This is a genomic window from Thiohalophilus sp. (genome assembly GCF_031581315.1).
Lineage (GTDB): Bacteria > Pseudomonadota > Gammaproteobacteria > UBA6429 > Thiohalophilaceae > Thiohalophilus.
On record NZ_JAVLAZ010000048.1, the window covers coordinates 1 to 16,157 of the forward strand.

The following is a 16,157-nucleotide window of genomic DNA, read 5'->3' on the forward strand; positions in this document are numbered from 1 at the left end:
GATTTGGTCGCATATAGCAAGCAAATATCAATCGTTTTGAGGTCTGTTTCCGGTTTTATCGACGGCTTTTTGTCGGGCCAGCATCGCCTGCTCCTGGGCTTCGAGCGCGAAATCCCGGGCAATGGGGTAATCCCCCTGCTCCAGTTTGCGCGCGGCCCGATCGAGCAATTTTTCCGCGATCGACAACAGTTCGGGGGCATGCTCCTGCGCGCCCGCATCCCTGGCCGCCTGGATGGTCTGGCGGGCGTTGCTCATTTCCTGAACAGGGGCCGATACGGCACAGCCGGTCAGTGCCAGTATTGCTACATACCAGCCAAAAAACAGGGACAAAGAGATCAGGCGCATTAAATCGATTCGGGTAGATATAAGGTCAAACGAATGTATCCCCGCCCCTATAGGCTGTCAAGACAACAACCGCTAGAATACAAAGCCAGACAGACAATCATCAAAAAGAGACGCACAAAATCAATATGCAACCGACGATTTATCACAACCCCCGCTGTTCCAAATCGCGGCAGACGCTCGAGTTATTAAAAGCACAGGGCCATGAACCCCGGGTAGTCGAATACCTCAAGACACCGCCGGATCGCGCCACGCTGGAGCAGATTCTCGATCGGCTGGGGCTGGAACCGCGCGATCTGATGCGCAAAAACGAGCCCGAATACAGGGAAAATAACCTTGATGATCAATCGCTTGATCGCGACACACAGATCGATGCCATGCTCTCTCACCCCAAACTGATCGAGCGGCCGATCGTGGTCACCGGGGATAAGGCCGCCATCGGGCGCCCACCCGAACAGGTGCTGGAGATTCTTCCATGAGCGAGATTCTGGTGCTCTATTACAGCCGTCACGGCGCCACCGCCGAACTGGCCCGCCAGGTGGCGCGCGGGATTGAACAGGCCGGACTCCAGGCCCGGCTGCGTACGGCCGCCCCGGTCTCCCCCACGCCGGAAGCCGTCGACCCGCCGGTACCCGACAGCGGCGCCCCCTATGTCCGGCTGGAGGATTTGCAGGAATGTCACGGCCTGGCACTGGGCAGTCCGACTCGCTTCGGCAACATGGCCGCGCCGCTCAAATATTTCCTCGATACCACCAGCCCGCTCTGGCTGCAGGGCGCGCTGGTCAACAAGCCGGCGGCGGTATTCACCTCGACCGCCTCAATGCACGGCGGCCAGGAGACCACGCTCACCTCGATGATGCTGCCGTTGCTACACCACGGTATGCTGCTGCTGGGACTGCCCTACAGCGAAACGGCGCTGCATACCACCCGCAGTGGCGGCACCCCCTACGGGGCCAGCCACCTGGCCGGGCCCGACAGCGATCTGCCCCTCACTGAGGAGGAAGAGCAGCTGGCGCGGGCGCTGGGCACGCGCCTGGCCCAGGTCACCCGGGCGCAGCTGGATGCCGGCCTGATCAAGGCGTAAGCAATTGAATATTATTACTTTTTCCCGCTGGCTGACGCTGGGCGCCTATTTCGCCCTGCTAATCCTGCTGATGCTGTGGCAGACCGTGCTGGCGCCGCCGCAATTGCTGCCGGTATCGCTGGTGCTGCTGTTGCTGGTCGGTCCGCTGTTGTTCCCGCTGCGTGGCCTGCTCCACGGCCGGCCCTATACCCATGCCTGGACCAGCTTTCTGGTCCTGATCTATTTCATTCATGGTGTGGTGGAAGCTTACAGTAACCCCGATGAACGGCTTTACGCGAGTCTGGAGATTCTGTTCAGTGTCCTGCTCTACAGCGGCGCGCTGCTCTATGCGCGCTACCGGGGACGCCAGCTCAGGAGACAGACTGACGGGTCAGATACTCCCGGACAAACGGAATCGTGAGCCGGCGCTGGGCAGCCAGTGACGCCTCGTCCAGCCCGTCCAGCAGGGCAAACAACGAGCTCATGTCCCGGGGGCAGCGGGTCATCAGATAGGCGGCCACCTCGTCATCCAGGCTCAGCCCCCGGGCCGCGGCGCGCTGTTGCAATGCCTGACGCTTGGCCGTATCGCCCAGCGGCTGCAACTGAAATACCGGCCCCCAACCCAGGCGCGAGCGCAGATCGGGCAGCTGGATGCCCAGCGCCGTCGGTGAACCGGTGGCGGTCACCAGCAATTGATGGCCGGCGGCGGTCAGGCGGTTATAGACATGAAACAGCGCCGTCTCCCAGGCGGGATCGCCGGCCACCGCATCCAGATCGTCCAGGCAGAGCCGATCGAACTGCTCCATGCCTTCCAGCATGGCCGGTTCCAGGCCGGGGTCGGCCAGCGGCAGGTAGGCGGCCCGCTGATTCTGCGCCGCCGCCTGATGGCAGACCGCCTGCAGCAGGTGCGATTTGCCGGTGCCGGCAGCCCCCCACAGATAGATCGACGGCGCATCGGCCGTGTGCAGGGCAGCAAGTACCCGTTCGTTGTCCGCCGGTAAAAAATTCTCGAAGGTGGCCGCGTCCTGTAGCCGCACACCTAACGGCAGCTGCCGGATCATGCCGACTCCGAACGGTCGTCCGTGTAGAGATCGCTGTGCCGGTACTGCTCATGGGCGTAGCGCAACAGCACCATCGCCACCGCCGCCACCGGCAGCGCCAGCAGCACCCCGATAAAGCCGAACAACTGACCACCGGCCAGCACCGCGAAAATTACCGCCACCGGGTGCATGCCGATGCGATCGCCCACCAGCAACGGCGTCAGCACGGTTCCCTCCAGCACCTGGCCGATGCCGAACACGATACCGACATACACCAGGTACATCGGATCCTGGAACTGGATCAGGGCCGCGATCAGGGCCAGCAGGATCCCGACAATGGTTCCCAGATAGGGCACGAAACTGATCAGCCCGGCAATCGCGCCGATCAACAGGGCAAAATCGACCCCGATCAGCGACAGCCCGACCGAATAGATCAGTCCCAGCGCCAGCATCACCAGCAACTGGCCACGCAAAAAGGCGCCGAGCACCTCATCGGACTGCCGTGCCAGGCGCACCACGGTCTGCTCGCTGCGCCGCGGCAGCAGGGCCCGGATCCGATCCAGCAGCGGCTCCCAGTCACGCAATAAATAAAAGGTCACTACCACCATGATCAGCAGGTTGGCGATCCAGCCGACCAGCGCCAGCCCCGAACGGGAGACCGAGCCCAGTGTCTCGCGGGCAATGCCGCCGGCCTGTTGCCAGTTTTTCTGAATCGCGGTTTTGAGCGTATCGAGTTCCAGCGTGGTTTCGGCCAGTCCCAGCCGGGCGGTCAGCCACGGCAGGCCCTCGGCCTGCAACCAGTCGATATAACGGGGCAGTTTTTGCACCAGCACCCGGATCTGCTCCTCGATGAGCGGAATCAGTACCAGCAACAGCAACAGCGCTACAAGGGTAAGCACCACAAACACCAGCACCACGGCCAGAGTGCGCGGCAGTTTCCAGCCCTGCAGGCGATCCACCAGCGGATCGGCCACATAGGCGAGCATCGCCGCGCCGATAAACGGCACCAGCACCGGCCCCAGCAGATAGAGCACCGCTCCGGTCAGAGCAATCGCAGCCAGCAGCCACCATCGTTGTTGTACACTCATGCCCGTTTTCTCCTTGTCGGCCACTGCTGCCAGGCCCGATAGCCCCATAATGTCACGTAACTGACCCCGCTCATGACCGTGGTGACAAACACCAGATAGATGAGCCCATTGATTAGCATTGGCAGATCGAGCCAACCGGCCAGTGACAGGATCACCAGTAACACCAGCCCAATCTGCAAGCCGGTATTGAGCTTGCTGATCAACAGCGGCTGCGCCGCCACGTTGGCGATCAGCCAGCGATACGCCAGGGTGCCGAGCACGATAATCACATCCCGGGCGATCACCGTGCCCACCAGCCAGAGCGGCAGAGCGCCGATCCAGCCCAGCGTCAGATAACCGCAGACCATCAGCAGCTTGTCGCCCAGCGGGTCGAGAAACCCGCCCAGGCGGGTAATCCACTGATAACGCCGGGCCAGGTAGCCGTCCAGCCCGTCCGACAGCCCCGCAATCAGAAACAGTATCAGGGCCGTGGTATAGGCGCCCTGCAAGAGGCTCCAGACCACCGGCGCCACCAGCAGGATGCGCAGGAGACTGATCAGATTGGGCAGCTGGCGAAAATTCACGGCAGCAGGCGATACTGCAGATCGACCGGACGGGTTTGCGACGGCATCGCGGTATCCTGCGTGATCACCTGGCCTGTCACGGGCAGGCTGGATTGCGCCGGCATCATCGACACGGTTTCAGCCTTCAGGGTATGGCCCAGTGAGACGGCCTGGTTGATCGCGATGCGTCCGTGTCGCGAACTCACAATCAGCGTCAGAGTGTCGGCCTCGAGCTGTTCGATGTGCACCTCTTCGACCAGCGCCAGATCCTTGAGGTAATTCATGACCCGGTTAAAATCCGCCAATCCCTTAACATCGGCCACCCGAACACGCAGTTTTTCATGCTGATCGTTTTGTCCGATCCGGGCAAATTGTTCGGCCAGCAGATCGGCCAGGCGATTAACGGCGGGGACAACGGCTTCCTCCAGTGCCTGCCCGGCCACATTCCAGTTCTGGCTGCGCCCCTCCTGATACAGGTTCCAGCGGCCGCTCCAGCCGCCCGACGAGGTCCGGGCCACGCGCCCCACCAGCACCGCCTCGGCATCGTAACGGGCCGAGGCCTGCAGGATATTGTCCTCGAAATTCCCCCACACATCGCTGACGCTGATGACACGGCGATCGGTCAGGTCCATCAGCGGGAAACGCAGCGGCAAGCCGCGCAGGCGGGCCTGCTGTTCAATGGCCCGACGGGCCCGGGTATCCATGTCGCTGCTCAGCAATTCGCGGTCCCGGCGGTCGTCGACCACCAGCCAGATCAGGGTTGCGGGTCGGGTGCGGCCCCAGACCGGCAGACCGTTCTCACGCAGCAGGCGATCCACCGCCCGTTTGTCGAAACGGACCCAGAGCAGTTCGGTTGGCTCGTCATTGCCGTTCGCTTCCCGGGTCTGATAGCGAAACTGCTGAACATAGCGGGGCGCCTGCTCCAGCAGCGGTTCGATATCGGCCATGGTCAGGACCATGCGCCGGCCAGTGACCCGCACCAGCACCTGTTTCAGTGCCACGCCAAGGGCGACTTCACGCACCTCCCGATCCTGGGACTCGACCGGCACCTCGGCCTCGTACAGTCCCGGCACCTCTTCCGCCGGCAGCGGTGTTGCCACGAGCCATATCAACCCCGCTAAAAGAATCCCCAGTTGCTTGTCATACTTCATGCGCTTGCCATTCCTCTGACCTGATGCGGTCCCATTGTACCGGTCGGACAGCCGTGGATTCCAAGCCGACGACCGAATTGATAGACTAGGCGTATTATGCCTTGAAGCGGCCCCCAAAAGGTGCGCCCTATTCTCTAATTTCAGGAGACTTTCGTGTCCAATGACAGTGTCCCACCGTCCGGTGGCCTGAGCTACCGTGATGCCGGCGTGGATATCGATGCCGGTAACCAGCTGATCGATCGTATCAAACCCTATGCCGCCAGCACCCGGCGCCCGGAAGTCATGGGCGGACTGGGCGGTTTCGGCGCCCTGTTCGAACTGCCGCCGGGGCGCTATCGCGAGCCGGTCCTGGTCGCCGGCACCGACGGGGTTGGCACCAAGCTCAGGCTGGCCATGCAGATGCAGCGCCACGATACCATTGGCATCGATCTGGTTGCCATGTGTGTCAACGATCTGATCGTGCAGGGTGCCGAGCCCCTGTTCTTTCTCGATTATTACGCCACCGGGCGCCTCAATGTCGAGGCCGCCGCCGATGTTATCAAAGGCATCGCCGAAGGTTGTCGTCAGGCCGGTGCGGCATTGAGCGGCGGTGAGACCGCGGAAATGCCCGGCATGTATCAGGGCGACGATTATGACCTGGCCGGGTTTTGTGTCGGGGTGGTGGAAAAAAGTCGCATCATCGACGGCACACGCGTGGGGGCCGGCGATGTGCTGATTGGTCTGCCCGCCAGCGGTCCGCATTCCAACGGTTATTCACTGATTCGCAAAATTATCGAGATCAGCGGCGCCGATCTGAACGCCCCGTTGGGCGACACTACCCTGGGCGAGGCGTTGCTCGCTCCCACCCGGATTTACATCAAACCGTTGCTGGCCCTGTTCGAGCAAATCAACGTCCACGCCCTGGCGCACATCACCGGCGGCGGCCTGCTCGAAAATCTGCCGCGGGTCATGCCGACCGACACGGCCGCCGTCATCAACCGGCAAAGCTGGCAACGTCCGCCGGTCTTCGACTGGCTGCAGAAACAGGGCAACATCGCTGATGAAGAGATGTTCCGCACATTCAACAACGGACTGGGGATGGTGTTGATAGTGGGTGCCGACGATGCCGACACCTGCCTGAGCATATTGCAGGAACAGGGCGAAGCCCCGCTGATCATCGGCCGGATCGATGCCGCCGATGGCGAGCCACAGGTACGCATACGCGACGCCTCATGAGCGACCCTGCAACATCGAACCCGCTGCGCATCGTGGTCCTGATCTCCGGCAGCGGGACCAATCTGCAGGCGCTGATCGATCAGATTCACCAGGGAGATACCCCGGCCCGGATTGTGGCGGTAATCAGCAACCGGGCCGACGCCTACGGCCTCCAGCGCGCCGAACAGGCGGGCATTGCCGCCCGCATCCTCAGTCATCGCGACTATAACTCACGCGAGGCGTACGACATCGCCCTGCAGGCGCTGATCGACGAGTACCGCCCCGGCCTGATCATCCTGGCCGGGTTCATGCGGATATTAAGCGATGACTTTGTACGCCATTACCAGGGACGCATGATCAATATTCACCCTTCCCTGCTGCCGCGCTACAAGGGCCTCAATACCCATCAGCGGGCCCTGGAAGCCGGCGACACCGAACATGGCTGTAGCGTCCACTATGTCACCCCGGAGCTGGACGGCGGACCGATCATTCTGCAGGCCAGCGTGCCGATCGAAGCCAGCGATACGCCCGAGAGTCTGGCCCAAAAAGTCCACGAACAGGAGCACCGCATCTACCCGCAGGTAGTGGACTGGATCGCCCGCGACCGCGTGCGCCTCGAAGACGATAGCGTATTATTCGACGGCAGTCCGATCAGCGAACAGCAACGCCGGTATCGGGCAGAAAATTAATGCTCGCCCGCGGCGCCGGCCCGCCAGGAACGCTTTCTCCTGGTATTAACCGTCCCTGGCAAAACAATTAAAAATGAACCTGCCGCAACAGCGTTGTCTGATTATAATTAAGAGACGCTCTCGCAAAATTGCCGGCATGTGAAGAATACCGTTTCACTTTGCGTCTTTACGTCCTGGCGAAAGATTAAAACCAACCTTCTTTAATGGTGGCACCTTGAATTCCCTATTTCGCACCCTTCTCCTCAGCCTGCTGGTCGGTTTACCCCTCGCGGCAAACGCCGAGCTGCCGGCACTGGATATCGAGTACAGCGTCAGCAAAGACGGTTTCAATCTGGGCAGCAATCAGCGCACGCTGCGCAAAACCGGCGATAATGAGTATACTGCGCGGGCCGTCACCAAGGCGGAAGGATTCGCAGCCCTGTTTGTCTCCGACACCGTGAAAGAGACCAGCCGTTTCCGGTTTGTCGACGGCCACATTCAACCACTGCATTATCGCTATCATAAAAACGGCAAAAAGCCGGAAACCTTCGAAGTCGACTACGATCGCCAGGCACAGCTGCTGCGCCACAGCCTGCTGGATGAAACGCCGCCCCTGCAGAAGAACGACCAGGACCTGATGACTTTCCAGTTCGCCATGATGCTTGATTTGCAACAAAGCATCCGCAAACTGGAATATCGCATCGCCGATAAAAAACGGATTGAAGACTACACCTTGATCCCACGCGGCGAAAAAACCTTCGATACCGCCATGGGCAAACTGCACACCGTGGTCATGGAGTATTATGACCAGAAGCGCAACCGCACCTACACCTTCTGGTGCGCCAGAGAACTGGATTACCTGCCCTATCAAACCCGCCGTCTTGATTCCGATGGCGACACCATCGAATTAAAACTACGCCGTTACAACGGCAAGTCCCTCTAGCCCTTCGGGTAGGGACGAGGGACGAGTAGCCGCTTTTAACAGCCTGTTGCAATTCAACGCGGAGGACGCGGAGGCGCAAAGGCGCGGAGAAAATAACTTTACAACTCAGCGTCTCCGTACCCAAACAACGGGCATCAACGTCTTCGCGTTACTTCACAGGAACCGAAACCTGTTCATTCAACGCGGAGCCGCGTAGGTCACATTGGCGATAGCCTGCGTGACTTTGCGGGTAGCCTCTCTTTACCAGACCGTTGCAGCACAAAGGCGCGGAGTCACAGAGCATGATAGAAAAATTATCTTTCTCTGCGACTCCGCGCCTCCGCGTCCTCCGCGTTATTTCCCGGTGAGTTTGATAAATGGCAGACAGGTAAACGCCACACATTACCTGCAATGACAGTGGGCCTCGACGTTCTCAACTGGCCGCAGCCGGATCGTTCAGGCAACCGCGCACAAACTCGCGCCAGCAACCGAGCCGGTCTACCAGGGCCATGATGCGACGATCGGAGACGCCGTGGGATTCGACCACGGTGGGGGAAACTTCGCCGCGATCCAGCAAGGGGCGCAAGCGGCGGGAATCCAGTTCGACCAGGACCTGGCCGCTGGCGGCGGCACGGATTTGCAGACTCGGGGTGACATCCCCGAGGCGGGATTCCAGTTGCAGATGCATATGATCCTCCAAAATGATAATGATTCTCATTTGCGATAATACCAGGCCCTCCTAGTATTGCAATAGGAATCATTCTCATTTGGAGAAGGCCGGGCCGGGCGGCCCGGGATTCAGGCCCTGGGCAAGGTCACCCCGCGCTGGCCCTGGTATTTGCCGCCGCGATCCTTGTAGGAGGTTTCGCAGACCTCATCGGATTCCAGAAACAGCATTTGCGCCACGCCCTCATTGGCATAGATCTTCGCCGGCAACGGCGTGGTGTTGGAAAATTCCAGCGTGACATGCCCTTCCCAGTCCGGCTCCAGCGGGGTGACGTTGACGATGATGCCGCAGCGGGCATAGGTCGACTTGCCCAGACAGATGGTCAGCACACTGCGCGGGATGCGAAAGTACTCCACAGTGCTGGCCAGGGCAAAGGAGTTGGGCGGGATAATGCAGACATCGCCCTTGAAGTCGACAAAGCTCTGGTGGTCAAAATCCTTGGGATCGACGATGGCGGAGTTGATGTTGGTGAAAATCTTGAACTCGTCGGAACAGCGCACATCATACCCGTAACTGGAGGTTCCATAGGAGACGATCTTCTGGCCATCGACCTCCCGCACCTGTCCCGACTCGAACGGCTCGATCATGCCCTCCTGCTCGGCCATGCGCTTGATCCACTTGTCCGCCTTGATACTCATGCTGCCCCACTCCTCGAAAAACGAGGGGCTATTCTAATCCAAAAAGGGACGAGTAACGAGAGACCCTGGCCAACCCTTTTTCGCAGCCCTGACAACAAAACGCGGAGTTCGCAGAGGCGCGGAGACGCAGAGAACAAACATGCAATGCAGAAAGATTCCTTTCCTCCGCGCCTCTGCGACTCTGCGCCCTCCGCGTTTTATTCCAGAGAAGTTCAAAAGTGGATCGCCGGAAATGAAACGGGGCACGGAAGTGCCCCGTTTACTCTGGCCTCGTTGTTCCGAACTAGTTGTTCTGAATAACGATTTTCGGAAAGCTCGCGCTATAGTCCTTGGCCTTGAGCGACAGTTTGGCCGCGACCCGGCGGGAGATGTCGCGATAGATTTCCGCGACCCGGCTATCCGGATCGGCTGCCACGGAAGGCTTGCCTTCGTCGGTGGAGCTGCGGATGGACATTTCCAGCGGCAGGGAACCCAGCAGGTCAACATGATTCTGTTCGGCCATGCGCTGACCGCCGCCTTCGCCGAAGATATGCTCTTCGTGGCCACAGTTGGAGCAGATGTGAATGCTCATGTTTTCAATGATCCCCAGCACCGGCACCTCGACCTTCTCGAACATCTTCAGTCCCTTGCGGGCGTCGAGCAGGGCAATATCCTGTGGAGTGGTGACGATGACCGCGCCGGTGACAGGCACCTTCTGCGCCAGGGTCAGCTGGGTGTCGCCGGTACCCGGCGGCAGGTCGATGACCAGGTAATCGACCTCATCCCACTGGGTGTCGTTGAGCAGCTGCTCCAGCGCCTGGGTAACCATCGGGCCACGCCAGATCATGGGGGTTTCCTCGTCGATCAGATAGCCGATGGACATGGACTGGATGTCATAGCTTTTCATCGGCTTCAGGCTCTTGCCGTCCTCGGATTCGGGCTGACCGGTGACACCCAGCATACGCGGCATGCTGGGACCGTAGATGTCCGCATCCAGGATACCGACCCTGGCGCCTTCGGCCGACAGGGCCAGGGCCAGGTTGACCGCCGTGGTGGATTTGCCCACGCCGCCCTTGCCGGAGGCCACGGCAATGATGTTCTTGACGCCCTTGATGGGCTCAACGCCTTTTTGAACGCTATGGGAAACGATCTTCCAGGTGATGTTGAACTCGGCGCTACTGACACCGTCGACCGCTTCGACCTTTTCCTTGAGCTGGGCGGCCAGTTTGTCCTTGTAGCCAGCCGCGGGATAACCGAGCACGATGTCGACGCTCACCTTGTCGCCGTCAATCTTGATGTCCTTGACCGCTTTGGCGCTGACCGGGTCCTTTTCCATGTTTGGATCGGTGACCTGTTTCAGTGCTTCTTCAATCTGTGTCTGGGAGACGTCTGCCATCTCGTTTCTCCTGATAGTTTATGTGGTTAAATAACCGAGTAAAATACTCGGGAGGCGTATGTTACACAAATTCCGGAGCGAGTGCGAATTTCGCCTCAAATCCCTCTAAACTGCAAGGGAAATGATTTGCAACTGGTCGCAAACGCCCATTCCTGCTAGGGTATGCGGCTTTTGCAAGCCTACGATTTTGGCGATCAGAGACCATGCCCACACCGCGTCACATCCTTGTTACCAGCGCCCTGCCCTATGCCAACGGCTCGATCCATCTCGGCCATCTGGTGGAATATATCCAGACCGATATCTGGGTTCGCTTTCAGAAAATGCAAGGTCATCAGTGTACCTATGTCTGCGCCGACGACGCCCATGGCACCCCGATCATGCTGCGTGCCCAGAGCGAGGGCATCGATCCCGAGGCGCTGATCGCCCGCACGCATGATGAACATACCGCGGATTTCGCCGCCTTCGACATCGGCTTCGACAACTATCACTCGACCCATTCGGACGAAAATCGCGAACTGGCGTCCCTGATATATCGTCGCTTGTGCGATGCCGGTCATATCCACACCCGGGTGATCAAACAGGCCTTCGATCCCGAAAAGCAGATGTTCCTGCCGGACCGTTTCATCAAGGGCGAGTGTCCCCGCTGCGGCGCGGCGGATCAGTACGGCGACAGCTGCGAGGCGTGCGGTGCCACCTACACGCCGACCGAACTGAAAAACCCCGTCTCCGCGCTCTCCGGCGCCACGCCCATAGAAAAGGAATCGGAACACTACTTTTTCGCGCTGGGCGATTTCGAGGCAATGCTGCGCGACTGGACCCTGGGTGATCATGTACAGCCGGTGATCGCCAACAAGCTGCACGAATGGTTCGACGCCGGGCTGCAGGACTGGGACATCTCCCGCGATGCGCCCTACTTCGGTTTCGAAATCCCCGACGCCCCGGGCAAATACTTCTATGTCTGGCTGGATGCACCTATCGGCTACATGGCCAGTTTCAAGCAGCTGTGCGACCGAAGCGACGACCTCGACTTCGATCGCTACTGGGACAGGGAGAGCGACTACGAGGTCTACCATTTCATCGGCAAGGACATCGCCTACTTCCACACCCTGTTCTGGCCCGCCATGTTGCACGGCGCCGGCTTTCGTACCCCCAGCGCGGTCTTCTGCCACGGCTTTTTGACCGTCAACAATCAGAAGATGTCCAAATCGCGCGGCACCTTTATTCAGGCGCGAACCTATTTAAAGCATCTCAATCCCGAATACCTGCGCTATTACTTCGCCGCCAAGCTGGGCAGCGGTATCGAGGATATCGATTTGAGCCTGGAAGATTTCCAGCAGCGGGTGAACTCGGATCTGGTCGGCAAGGTGGTCAACATCGCCAGCCGTTGCGCCGGCTTCATTCACAAGCGCTTCGAAGGCCGGCTCGCCGACACCTGCAGCGAACCCGAGCTCTATCAACAGTTTGCCGAAGCGCGTGAATCCATCGCGGATTTGTATGAGAACCGCGAATTCGGCCATGCCATGCGCGAGATCATGGCCCTGGCGGATCAGGCCAACCAGTATATCGACGCGGAAAAACCCTGGGTGATTGCCAAGCAGGAAGGCTCCGATCAGGCTCTGCAGAATATCTGCAGCGTCGGCCTCAATTTGTTTCGGGTGCTGGTCACCTACCTCAAGCCGGTATTGCCCAAACTGGCCGCCGGCGCCGAGGCATTTTTGAATATCGACGCCCTGCACTGGCAAGACATAACCAACCCGCTCACCAACCATACGATCAACAAATTCAAACCGCTGATGACCCGGATTGAAAAGGAGCACATCGACGCCATGATCGACGAATCGAAACAGGATCTGCAGCAAACCGCGCCCGGCGCGTCAGAACCGGCTGCCGACATCGAGCCGATCGCCGGGCAGATAGAATTCGATGACTTTGCCAAAATCGATCTGCGCATCGCCCGTATCGTCAAAGCCGAGCACGTAGAAGGCGCCGACAAGCTGTTGCAACTGACCCTGGACATCGGCGCGGAAACCCGCAACGTTTTCGCCGGTATCAAGTCCGCCTATACCCCTGAGGATCTGGAGGGCAAACTGACCGTCATGGTCGCCAACCTCAAACCGCGCAAAATGCGCTTCGGCGTCTCCGAAGGCATGGTGCTGGCCGCCGGGCCCGGTGGCGAAGATCTGTGGATCCTGGAACCGCACGACGGGGCTCAGCCGGGGATGCGCGTGAAATAACAGGGCCGAGGGACGAGTTACGAGGGACGAGGAATCCATCTGTTCCTCATCAAAGCATTGACATAACTTATAGGGACTTTGATCGACCTCAAACCGGGTGGAAGCACGCTATGCTTAAATTTATCGGCCTGACGGAGTACGCTGTAACCTCGTCCCTCGTCCCTCGGCCCTCGTCACTGTGATTTGATATGGAATACGCCCTCATACTTGTCAGCACGGTCCTGGTGAACAACTTCGTTCTGGTGAAGTTTCTCGGGCTGTGTCCCTTCATGGGAGTCTCGCGCAAGCTGGAGACGGCCACGGGGATGGCGCTGGCGACCACCTTTGTGCTGACGCTGTCGTCCATCTCCAGTTATCTGGTCAACGAATATCTGCTGACGCCTTTCGGGCTGGAATACCTGAGAACGATCTCCTTCATTCTGGTCATCGCGGTGGTGGTGCAGTTCACCGAGATGCTGGTGCACAAGACCAGTCCGCTGCTCTATCAGGTACTGGGGATCTTTTTGCCGCTGATCACCACCAACTGTGCCGTGCTGGGCGTGGCACTGCTTAACGTGCAGACCGAGCACGGGTTCATCGAATCGGCCCTGTACGGCTTCGGCGCCGCGGTGGGCTTCTCGCTGGTGTTGATCCTGTTCGCCGCCATGCGCGAACGTCTGGCGGTCGCCGATGTACCAACCATCTTTCGCGGCCCCTCCATTGCGCTGATCACCGCCGGGCTGATGTCGATGGCCTTTATGGGTTTTGCCGGGCTGGTCAGAGGATAAACCACCGTCATGTTTGAAGCCATTATCGTTCTTGCTGTGCTTGCCGTGGTCTTCGGCCTGTTGCTGGGCTTTGCCTCGGTACGCTTCAAAGTGGAAGGCGATCCGGTGGTGGATCAAATCGATGCCATTTTACCGCAGACCCAGTGCGGCCAGTGCACCTATGCCGGTTGCCGACCCTACGCCGAGGCGATCGCCAAAGGCGAAGCCGATATCAACCAGTGTCCGCCCGGTGGCGAGGTAGTCATTCAACAACTGGCCGATCTGCTGGGTGTCGATCCCAAGCCGCTCAACGAGGAACATGGCGAACACAGCGAGAAAACGGTCGTTTACATCGACGAGAACGAATGTATCGGCTGTACCCTGTGTATCCAGGCCTGCCCGGTGGATGCCATCGTCGGTGCCGCCAAGCAGATGCACACGGTAATCGAATCCGAATGCACCGGTTGCGATCTCTGTATCGAACCCTGCCCGGTGGATTGCATTCACATCAAGCCGGTGGAAGAGACCCCGCAAACCTGGAAATGGCCGGCACCGCCACTGCCGCTGGAAAAACCGCCGCGCGAGGCCAGCTCCTCATGAAGCGCCGGCTGTGGCACTTTCACGGCGGCTTGCGCCTGCCCGGTCACAAGGCCGAATCCATGCAGGAGCCGGTCCATACCGCCACCATCCCGCCGCAATTGATCGTTCCCTTGCAGCAACATATCGGCGAGCCGGCCGAACCGGAAGTCGAAGTCGGACAGCGCGTCCTGAAAGGGCAACGTCTGGCCCATGCCACCGAATACGTGAGTGTCCCGGTGCACGCACCCACCTCCGGCACGGTCCGTACGATCGATGATTACCCCATTCCCCACCCCTCGGGTTTGCAGGCACCCTGTATCGTGATCGACAGCGACGGCGAAGATGAGTGGACCGAACTGACGCCCCGACCCGACTATGCCGATCTGGAACCCAGCGCCCTGCGCAATGTCATCCGCGAGGCCGGTATTGTCGGTATGGGTGGCGCCGGCTTTCCTGCCTTTATCAAACTCAACGCCGGTCCTGGCAATGTCATCGACACCCTGATTCTCAATGGCGCCGAATGTGAACCGTATATTACTTGCGATGCGATCCTGATACAGGAACAACCGCGGCGCATTATCGATGGCATGTTGATCATGCGCCATGCAGTTCAGGCCAGACATTGCATCATCGCCCTGGAAGACAACCAGCCCCGCGCCTATGAAAGCCTGCGCGAAGCACTGAGTGACGAGGAAAAAACATTCATTGAACTGGTGCAGGTCCCGACCATTTACCCCAGCGGCGGCGAGAAACAGCTGATCAAGATCCTCACCGGCAAGGAAGTACCCAGTCACGGCCTGCCGCTGGACATCAATACAGTCTGTCACAATGTCGGCACCGCCGCGGCCGTGGCGGATGCCATCCATCATGGCAAACCGTTGATCTCCCGTTATGTCACCGTCACCGGCGAGGCAATCGGTCAACCCTCCAATCTGGATGTTTTGATCGGCACGCCCTTCTCTGCTCTGCTCGAACAGTGTGGCTGGCGCGACGATAAAGATCATGAGCTGATCATGGGCGGTCCGTTAATGGGCTTCAACGTGGCCACGCCCGGTGTCCCGGTCATCAAAACGACCAATTGTATTCTTTCCTGGCCGCGCGCCGCTGAACAACATACCCCTATGCCCTGTATCCGTTGTGGTGAATGCGCTCGGGTCTGCCCGGCACAACTGCTGCCGCAACAGCTTTACTGGTATGCAAGGGCAAAAAATTTCGATCGGGTCCAGGACTTCAATCTGTTTGACTGTATCGAGTGCGGCTGCTGCGCCTATGTTTGTCCCAGCCATATTCCGCTGGTGCAGTACTATCGCTTTGCCAAGACTGAAATCTGGGCCCAGGAACGGGAGAAGCGCAAAGCCGATCTGGCCCGCGAACGGCATGAGTTCCGCCAGGAACGTCTGGAACGCAAAAAACGCGAAGACGAGGAACGCAAACAGCGCAAAAAAGAAATGCTAAAGAAAAGTCAGGGCGACAAAACCGAAAGCGACGATAACAAAAAAGCGACCATTGAAGCGGCCAAGGCCCGGGCCAGGGCACGCCGGGCGGAATCCGCATCAACGGACAACACCGCGGATGATGCGACCGTAAAGAACGATGACAAGGAAGAATCATGAACCTGTCGTTACACAGCTCACCGCATATACAAAGCGGAAACCGGGTCAACCGAATGATGCTGGCGGTGATCTATGCACTGATCCCCGGCGTGCTGGCGTATACGCACTTTTTCGGCCCGGGCGTCATAATCAATATCACGCTGGCGGTCGTCACGGCGCTGGCTGCCGAGGGGCTGATGCTGCACCTGCGCAAACGGCCCATCAAACCTTTTTTGATGGATGGCAGCGCGGTGGT

At 59.4% G+C, this 16,157-nt stretch carries 19 protein-coding genes; 11 read left to right on the forward strand and 8 right to left on the reverse strand.

From position 1 onward, the window contains the following. Positions 1 to 27 precede the first annotated feature (27 nt). Positions 28 to 345: a DUF4398 domain-containing protein gene (locus RI563_RS08380; RefSeq protein WP_310693920.1), complete on the reverse strand. Its 318-nt coding sequence runs from the start codon at positions 343 to 345 to the stop codon at positions 28 to 30. A 119-nt stretch (positions 346 to 464) separates the two neighbouring features. Between RI563_RS08380 and arsC the strand changes: the two genes are divergently transcribed. From arsC to RI563_RS08395, 3 genes are read left to right on the forward strand one after another with little or no spacing between them, the layout of a single operon-like run. Further along, positions 465 to 821 carry an arsenate reductase (glutaredoxin) gene (gene arsC, locus RI563_RS08385; protein ID WP_310693940.1) on the forward strand — a complete coding sequence of 119 codons (357 nt, stop codon included), beginning with the start codon at positions 465 to 467 and terminating at the stop codon, positions 819 to 821. After that, positions 818 to 1,426: an NAD(P)H:quinone oxidoreductase gene (gene wrbA / locus RI563_RS08390; protein WP_310693921.1), complete on the forward strand. Its 609-nt coding sequence runs from the start codon at positions 818 to 820 to the stop codon at positions 1,424 to 1,426. Before arsC ends, wrbA begins: the two co-directional genes overlap by 4 nt. Before the next feature lie 4 nt (positions 1,427 to 1,430). Continuing rightward, positions 1,431 to 1,826, forward strand: coding sequence for a DUF2069 domain-containing protein (locus RI563_RS08395; RefSeq protein WP_310693922.1), 396 nt, complete (start codon positions 1,431 to 1,433; stop codon positions 1,824 to 1,826). Here RI563_RS08395 and hda read toward each other — a convergent pair. From hda to RI563_RS08415, 4 genes are read right to left on the reverse strand one after another with little or no spacing between them, the layout of a single operon-like run. Next, complete coding sequence (gene hda, locus RI563_RS08400) at positions 1,777 to 2,466, reverse strand: DnaA regulatory inactivator Hda (protein ID WP_411293571.1); 690 nt, start codon at positions 2,464 to 2,466, stop codon at positions 1,777 to 1,779. The two genes, RI563_RS08395 and hda, sit on opposite strands and share 50 nt — an antisense overlap. Then, a complete protein-coding gene (locus RI563_RS08405; protein WP_310693923.1) occupies positions 2,463 to 3,533 on the reverse strand; it encodes an AI-2E family transporter in 1,071 nt (356 codons plus the stop codon). Before RI563_RS08405 ends, hda begins: the two co-directional genes overlap by 4 nt. Beyond that, complete coding sequence (locus tag RI563_RS08410) at positions 3,530 to 4,096, reverse strand: CDP-alcohol phosphatidyltransferase family protein (RefSeq protein WP_310693924.1); 567 nt, start codon at positions 4,094 to 4,096, stop codon at positions 3,530 to 3,532. Before RI563_RS08410 ends, RI563_RS08405 begins: the two co-directional genes overlap by 4 nt. Beyond that, positions 4,093 to 5,226, reverse strand: a complete 1,134-nt coding sequence (locus RI563_RS08415) for a DUF2066 domain-containing protein (RefSeq protein WP_310693925.1) — start codon at positions 5,224 to 5,226, stop codon at positions 4,093 to 4,095. The genes RI563_RS08410 and RI563_RS08415 overlap by 4 nt, the downstream gene beginning before the upstream one ends. 153 nt (positions 5,227 to 5,379) lie before the next feature. On the opposite strand from RI563_RS08415, the gene purM reads away from it, so the two are divergent. The 3 genes from purM (at position 5,380) to RI563_RS08430 (ending at position 8,031) form a co-directional block, all read left to right on the forward strand. Further along, positions 5,380 to 6,441: a phosphoribosylformylglycinamidine cyclo-ligase gene (gene purM, locus RI563_RS08420; RefSeq protein ID WP_310693926.1), complete on the forward strand. Its 1,062-nt coding sequence runs from the start codon at positions 5,380 to 5,382 to the stop codon at positions 6,439 to 6,441. Next, positions 6,438 to 7,109 carry a phosphoribosylglycinamide formyltransferase gene (purN, locus tag RI563_RS08425; protein WP_310693927.1) on the forward strand — a complete coding sequence of 224 codons (672 nt, stop codon included), beginning with the start codon at positions 6,438 to 6,440 and terminating at the stop codon, positions 7,107 to 7,109. Before purM ends, purN begins: the two co-directional genes overlap by 4 nt. Positions 7,110 to 7,323: 214 nt before the next feature. Beyond that, positions 7,324 to 8,031 carry a DUF3108 domain-containing protein gene (locus tag RI563_RS08430; RefSeq protein ID WP_310693928.1) on the forward strand — a complete coding sequence of 236 codons (708 nt, stop codon included), beginning with the start codon at positions 7,324 to 7,326 and terminating at the stop codon, positions 8,029 to 8,031. A 412-nt stretch (positions 8,032 to 8,443) separates the two neighbouring features. Here RI563_RS08430 and RI563_RS08435 read toward each other — a convergent pair whose 3' ends face one another. The 3 genes from RI563_RS08435 to apbC all read right to left on the reverse strand — a co-directional run bounded on the left by RI563_RS08435 (position 8,444) and on the right by apbC (position 10,750). Continuing rightward, a complete protein-coding gene (locus tag RI563_RS08435; RefSeq protein WP_310693929.1) occupies positions 8,444 to 8,698 on the reverse strand; it encodes a hypothetical protein in 255 nt (84 codons plus the stop codon). 110 nt (positions 8,699 to 8,808) lie between these two features. After that, positions 8,809 to 9,375 (reverse strand): dCTP deaminase, encoded by a 567-nt coding sequence (dcd, locus tag RI563_RS08440; RefSeq protein ID WP_310693930.1) that lies wholly within the window; start codon positions 9,373 to 9,375, stop codon positions 8,809 to 8,811. Positions 9,376 to 9,658: 283 nt separating this feature from the next. Beyond that, positions 9,659 to 10,750: an iron-sulfur cluster carrier protein ApbC gene (gene apbC, locus RI563_RS08445; RefSeq protein ID WP_310693931.1), complete on the reverse strand. Its 1,092-nt coding sequence runs from the start codon at positions 10,748 to 10,750 to the stop codon at positions 9,659 to 9,661. 203 nt (positions 10,751 to 10,953) lie between these two features. Here apbC and metG point away from each other — a divergent pair, with 203 nt between their 5' ends. The 5 genes from metG to RI563_RS08470 all read left to right on the forward strand — a co-directional run. Continuing rightward, on the forward strand, positions 10,954 to 12,984 hold the full coding sequence (gene metG / locus RI563_RS08450; protein ID WP_310693932.1) for a methionine--tRNA ligase: 2,031 nt from the start codon (positions 10,954 to 10,956) through the stop codon (positions 12,982 to 12,984). A gap of 188 nt (positions 12,985 to 13,172) precedes the next feature. Then, on the forward strand, positions 13,173 to 13,751 hold the full coding sequence (rsxA, locus tag RI563_RS08455) for an electron transport complex subunit RsxA (protein ID WP_310693933.1): 579 nt from the start codon (positions 13,173 to 13,175) through the stop codon (positions 13,749 to 13,751). 9 nt (positions 13,752 to 13,760) lie between these two features. After that, on the forward strand, positions 13,761 to 14,330 hold the full coding sequence (rsxB, locus tag RI563_RS08460) for an electron transport complex subunit RsxB (RefSeq protein ID WP_310693934.1): 570 nt from the start codon (positions 13,761 to 13,763) through the stop codon (positions 14,328 to 14,330). Further along, a complete protein-coding gene (rsxC, locus tag RI563_RS08465; protein ID WP_310693935.1) occupies positions 14,327 to 15,922 on the forward strand; it encodes an electron transport complex subunit RsxC in 1,596 nt (531 codons plus the stop codon). The genes rsxB and rsxC overlap by 4 nt, the downstream gene beginning before the upstream one ends. After that, a partial coding sequence (locus RI563_RS08470; protein ID WP_310693942.1) for an RnfABCDGE type electron transport complex subunit D occupies positions 15,919 to 16,157 on the forward strand: 239 nt, incomplete at its 3' end. The genes rsxC and RI563_RS08470, both read left to right, overlap by 4 nt.

What these genes read in the sequence shown, in the direction of transcription:
- RI563_RS08415 (WP_310693925.1), bottom strand. Translation starts at nt 5,226, where the DNA reads ATGAAGTATGACAAGCAACTGGGGATTCTTTTAGCGGGGTTGATATGG.
- rsxC (WP_310693935.1), top strand. Translation starts at nt 14,327, where the DNA reads ATGAAGCGCCGGCTGTGGCACTTTCACGGCGGCTTGCGCCTGCCCGGT.
- purN (WP_310693927.1), top strand. Translation starts at nt 6,438, where the DNA reads ATGAGCGACCCTGCAACATCGAACCCGCTGCGCATCGTGGTCCTGATC.
- rsxA (WP_310693933.1), top strand. Translation starts at nt 13,173, where the DNA reads ATGGAATACGCCCTCATACTTGTCAGCACGGTCCTGGTGAACAACTTC.
- RI563_RS08380 (WP_310693920.1), bottom strand. Translation starts at nt 345, where the DNA reads ATGCGCCTGATCTCTTTGTCCCTGTTTTTTGGCTGGTATGTAGCAATA.
- RI563_RS08435 (WP_310693929.1), bottom strand. Translation starts at nt 8,698, where the DNA reads ATGCATCTGCAACTGGAATCCCGCCTCGGGGATGTCACCCCGAGTCTG.
- hda (WP_411293571.1), bottom strand. Translation starts at nt 2,466, where the DNA reads ATGATCCGGCAGCTGCCGTTAGGTGTGCGGCTACAGGACGCGGCCACC.
- RI563_RS08405 (WP_310693923.1), bottom strand. Translation starts at nt 3,533, where the DNA reads ATGAGTGTACAACAACGATGGTGGCTGCTGGCTGCGATTGCTCTGACC.
- wrbA (WP_310693921.1), top strand. Translation starts at nt 818, where the DNA reads ATGAGCGAGATTCTGGTGCTCTATTACAGCCGTCACGGCGCCACCGCC.
- apbC (WP_310693931.1), bottom strand. Translation starts at nt 10,750, where the DNA reads ATGGCAGACGTCTCCCAGACACAGATTGAAGAAGCACTGAAACAGGTC.
- dcd (WP_310693930.1), bottom strand. Translation starts at nt 9,375, where the DNA reads ATGAGTATCAAGGCGGACAAGTGGATCAAGCGCATGGCCGAGCAGGAG.
- metG (WP_310693932.1), top strand. Translation starts at nt 10,954, where the DNA reads ATGCCCACACCGCGTCACATCCTTGTTACCAGCGCCCTGCCCTATGCC.
- rsxB (WP_310693934.1), top strand. Translation starts at nt 13,761, where the DNA reads ATGTTTGAAGCCATTATCGTTCTTGCTGTGCTTGCCGTGGTCTTCGGC.